The sequence below is a fragment of the uncultured Adlercreutzia sp. genome (assembly GCA_910585575.1).
Classification (GTDB): Bacteria; Actinomycetota; Coriobacteriia; order Coriobacteriales; family Eggerthellaceae; genus Adlercreutzia.
Genome location: CAJUFS010000119.1, coordinates 1 through 3,997 on the forward strand (window position 1 = coordinate 1; position 3,997 = coordinate 3,997).

At 64.9% G+C, this 3,997-nt stretch carries 6 protein-coding genes; all 6 read left to right on the forward strand.

All coding sequences use genetic code 11. The annotated features are described in order from the left end of the window. Positions 1–524, forward strand: a 524-nt coding sequence (gene accB / locus QZ307_RS10830) for an acetyl-CoA carboxylase biotin carboxyl carrier protein (protein WP_295999721.1), incomplete at its 5' end; no start/stop codon positions are given. A 2-nt stretch (positions 525–526) separates the two neighbouring features. Beyond that, positions 527–1,879 carry an acetyl-CoA carboxylase biotin carboxylase subunit gene (accC, locus tag QZ307_RS10835; protein ID WP_275207258.1) on the forward strand — a complete coding sequence of 451 codons (1,353 nt, stop codon included), beginning with the start codon at positions 527–529 and terminating at the stop codon, positions 1,877–1,879. Then, a complete protein-coding gene (locus QZ307_RS10840) occupies positions 1,876–2,226 on the forward strand; it encodes an Asp23/Gls24 family envelope stress response protein (RefSeq protein WP_295999724.1) in 351 nt (116 codons plus the stop codon). Before accC ends, QZ307_RS10840 begins: the two co-directional genes overlap by 4 nt. A 169-nt stretch (positions 2,227–2,395) precedes the next feature. Then, positions 2,396–2,902 carry a transcription antitermination factor NusB gene (gene nusB / locus QZ307_RS10845; RefSeq protein WP_295999726.1) on the forward strand — a complete coding sequence of 169 codons (507 nt, stop codon included), beginning with the start codon at positions 2,396–2,398 and terminating at the stop codon, positions 2,900–2,902. A gap of 3 nt (positions 2,903–2,905) precedes the next feature. After that, positions 2,906–3,253 (forward strand): exodeoxyribonuclease VII small subunit, encoded by a 348-nt coding sequence (locus tag QZ307_RS10850; protein WP_295999729.1) that lies wholly within the window; start codon positions 2,906–2,908, stop codon positions 3,251–3,253. Between the two features lie 9 nt (positions 3,254–3,262). Further along, positions 3,263–3,997: 1-deoxy-D-xylulose-5-phosphate synthase N-terminal domain-containing protein (locus QZ307_RS10855; RefSeq protein WP_295999730.1), on the forward strand; the 735-nt coding region annotated here is incomplete at its 3' end.

A 3,997-nucleotide genomic window follows, 5' to 3' on the forward strand; every position in this document is an offset into this window, starting at 1 on the left:
AGGAGTCCAGCGCCACCAAGGAGGACGATTACGTGGACATCAATCAGATTCGCGAACTGGTTCGCGTCGCCGAGGAAAGCGGCGTCGGTGAGATTGTCGTCGAGGAAGAGGGCATGCGCATTGCCGTTCGCATGCCGGGTCAGGGCGCTCCCGTAGCGGCCGCTCCGGCCGCCCCGCAGGCTCAGGCCGTGCCCGCTGCCCCCGCTCCGGCCGCGGCTCCCGCTGCCGCCGACGACGGCGCCAGCCGTCCGGCCACCTGGGTGCCGGTGACGGCTCCCATGGTGGGCACCTACTACGAGGCCCCGGCTCCCGGTGAGCCGCCCTTCGTGAAGGTGGGCGATGAGGTGGCCGCCAACGAGACGCTCTGCATCGTGGAGGCCATGAAGCTCATGAACGAGATCACCGCCGAGGAAATGGGCACGGTGCGCGAGGTGTGCCTGTCCGACGCCACGCCGGTCGAGTTCGGCACGGTGCTCTTCTACATCGAGCCCCACGAGCCCGTCCAGACCCTCCCGGAGAACTAATTATGTTCGATAAGATTCTTGTCGCCAACCGCGGCGAAGTGGCCCTGCGCATCATGCGCGCCGCCCGCGAGCTGGGCGTGAAGACGGTAGCCGTGTACTCCACGGAGGATGCCGACACCTATCCGGTGCAGTACGCCGATGAGGCCGTCTGCATCGGTCCGGCCCCGTCCAACAAAAGCTACCTGGTCATGCCGTCCATCATCGCGGCCGCCAAGAACACCGGCGCCCAGGCCATTCACCCGGGCTACGGCTTCTTGGCCGAGAACGCCGACTTCGCCCGCGCCTGTGCCGACAACGACCTGGTGTTCATCGGCCCGGCCCCCGACTGCATCGATCGCATGGGTGACAAATCCAGCGCCCGCGAGACCATGAAGATGTGCGGCGTGCCCACGGTGCCCGGCTCCGACGGTTGCCTGGACACGGTGGAAGAGGCCGCGGCCTTCGCCGAGAAGGTGGGCTACCCGGTGCTCATCAAGGCCACGGCCGGCGGCGGCGGCAAGGGCATGCGCGAGGTGCACGACCCGGCCGATCTGGAGGCCCAGTACAAGGCGGCCCGTACCGAGGCCGGCGCGGCCTTCGGCAATGATGGCGTCTACTTGGAGAAGCTGGTGCTGCGTCCCCGCCACGTGGAGGTGCAGGTGCTGGCCGACGACCATGGCAACGCCGTGGCCCTGTGCGAGCGCGACTGCTCCATTCAGCGTCGTCACCAGAAGCTGCTGGAAGAGGCGCCCTCGCCGGCGCTGTCCGAGCCCCTGCGTCGCGACATGATGAAGGCGGCTCTGAAGGCCGTGCGCGCCGTGGACTACAAGAACGCCGGCACCATCGAGTTTTTGCTCGACGAGCGCGGTCAGTTCTACTTCATGGAGATGAACACCCGCGTGCAGGTGGAGCACCCCGTCACCGAGGAAATCACCGGCACTGACATCATCAAGGAGCAGCTGCGCATTGCCTCCGGCGAGGCCATGAGCTGCGCTCACCGCGCGCCCTTCACGCCGGCCGGCCATGCCATCGAGCTGCGCATCAACGCCGAGGATCCGGCCCACGGCTTCCGTCCGTGCCCGGGCAACGTTACGCGCTTCGAGCCCCCCGCGGGCCCTGGCGTGCGCGTGGAAACCTACCTGCGCCCCGGTTCGCGCATCTCTCCTTACTACGACTCCTTGGTGGCCAAGGTCATCGTACACGGTCAGGATCGCGCCGAGGCCGTGGCCCGTGCCAAGCGCGCCCTCGATGAATTCGTCATTGAAGGAATTGCAACAACTATTCCATTCCATCAGCGTGTGCTCGAGAATGAGGTATTCTTGGACGGTGAAGCCACTACCGACTTCATCGAAACCCAGATGGGAGACGTATTATGACAAACGAAATGAGCGTGGAAGGCCTTTCCATCGCCCCCGGCGTCCTGGAAACCATCATCTCGGTGGCCGCCAGTGAGGTCGACGGCGTGGCGTCGCTGGGCTCTTTTGCCACCAGCGGCATTCGTTCCATGCTGGCCAGCAAGCCCTCTACCTCGGGCATCGAGGCCAACCTTGACGATGATGGCAAGCTGCGCGTATCCATCCATGTCGAGGTTTACCACGGCTACGTGCTGCCCGATTTGGCCGCGGCCCTGCGCACGGCCATCGCCGAGTCCTTGAAGACCCAGGCCGGCATCGATGTGGACACGGTTGATGTCTACGTCGACGGCATTCAGTTCAAGTCCTAGGCTTGTTTCGTTCGCCCGGCTTCGGCCGGGCGAACGTTCCTTGATCGGCGCTTTGGCGCCGGTCTGCCCGTTTTCCCGACGGCAGTGAAGCTGTCGCAACGGGTCTGCGCGTGCCGCCCAAAGGCGGCGCTGTTTCAAGTCCTGCCCTTAGCAACCCAACGGAGCATTCATGTCTGCCAGAAAACACGAGCGAACCCGCGATCGCGCCCATGCGGTGCAGGTTCTCTACACCAGCGAAATTCAAGGCAAGCCGGCCAGCCAGCTGCTGGAAAGCGGCCAGTGCCTCATCGAGGACGGCCCTCTGACCGACTATGCCCTGGGCCTGGTCCATGGCGTGGAAGACCGCCTGGGCGACATCGATGCCCGTCTGGCTGCGGCGTCCGAGAACTGGGCGCTGTCGCGCATGCCCATTGTGGACCGCTCTATCCTGCGCCTGGCCACGTACGAGATGTTCCATGTGGACGACGTGCCCGTCTCCGTCTCTATCAACGAGGCAGTGGAGTTGGCGAAGGACTTCGGCGGGGAAGAGGATTCCCCGCGCTTTGTGAACGGCGTGCTGGGCCGCATTGCCCGTCAGATGGGCGAAGAGCCTCCCGCGCCCGAGACGCTGGTCGAGACGGCGGGGGCCATCGTCGGTGCTTCCGGTGCTGCCGCCGTGGTGCAGGTGGGGGTGTAGCCCATGGCCGAGCAGAGGGGGAGCGCCTTTGGCGAGGTGCAGGAACGTCTGAACCAGATTGTCGACGAGGTAAGCGCCGAGGACACTTCCCTCGACGACGCCCTCAAGCTCTACGAGGAGGCCGTGAAGCTGGGCCTTTCGGCGTGTGACCTGTCCGAACAGGATATCGAGGCGCATCTGGCGGCAGAAGAGCCTTCTTCGGCTGAGGACGCGTCGCCCTCCGAGGGCGAAGTCGTCGATGGCGGCACTGGCGCGATTGACGCTGGTGCGACCGATGCCGATGGGTCCCCGTCAGCGCCCGCGCCCCTGTCCTCGCCCTCCGAATCGACGTCGGAAGCTCCGACGGTGTAAGGATCTCCTATGGACGAGCCCCGCATTCTCGATGCCATCAACGCGCCCAGCGACCTTAAGGTGCTCACCAATGAGGAGCTGGCTATTTTGGCGGCCGAGATTCGCCAGGAAATTGTCGCCACGACGTCGGTGACCGGGGGCCATGTGGCCTCCTCGCTCGGCGCCGTGGATATTATCGTGGCGCTCGAGAGCCTGCTCGACATGCCGCGCGATCGCGTCGTGTTCGACGTGGGTCATCAGGCCTATGCCCATAAGTTGCTGACCGGCCGCCGCGAGGCCTTCAAAACCCTGCGCACCTATGGCGGCATCTCCGGCTTCACGAAGCCTTCCGAGAGCATATACGATGTGCATCCTTCGGGCCACGCCTCTGATTCGCTGTCGGTGGCCACGGGTTTGGCGAAGGCGCGCCAGCTGAAGGGCACGAACGAGAAGGTGGTGGCGCTCATCGGAGACGCGTCGCTGGCCGGCGGCATGGCCTTCGAGGCGCTGAACTACATGGGCAACGAGCAGCTGCCCCTGGTTATCATCTTGAACGACAACGAGATGTCCATCTCGCGTAACGTGGGCGCCCTCATGAAGCACCTGGGCAACATTCGCGCTAACAGCCACTACCGCGAAGCGCGCGAGGGGCTGCAAGCGGCCATGGAGCAAGGGGGTCCTGCGGCCCGCGGCCTGCTGGGCCTGGGCAAGAACATGAAGGAATCCCTCAAGCAGATGGTGATTCCCCATACCATGATCTACGAG

Excerpts from the sequence above, each read along its gene's own strand:
- QZ307_RS10840 (WP_295999724.1), top strand. The coding sequence starts at position 1,876 with ATGACAAACGAAATGAGCGTGGAAGGCCTTTCCATCGCCCCCGGCGTC.
- accC (WP_275207258.1), top strand. The coding sequence starts at position 527 with ATGTTCGATAAGATTCTTGTCGCCAACCGCGGCGAAGTGGCCCTGCGC.
- QZ307_RS10850 (WP_295999729.1), top strand. The coding sequence starts at position 2,906 with ATGGCCGAGCAGAGGGGGAGCGCCTTTGGCGAGGTGCAGGAACGTCTG.
- nusB (WP_295999726.1), top strand. The coding sequence starts at position 2,396 with ATGTCTGCCAGAAAACACGAGCGAACCCGCGATCGCGCCCATGCGGTG.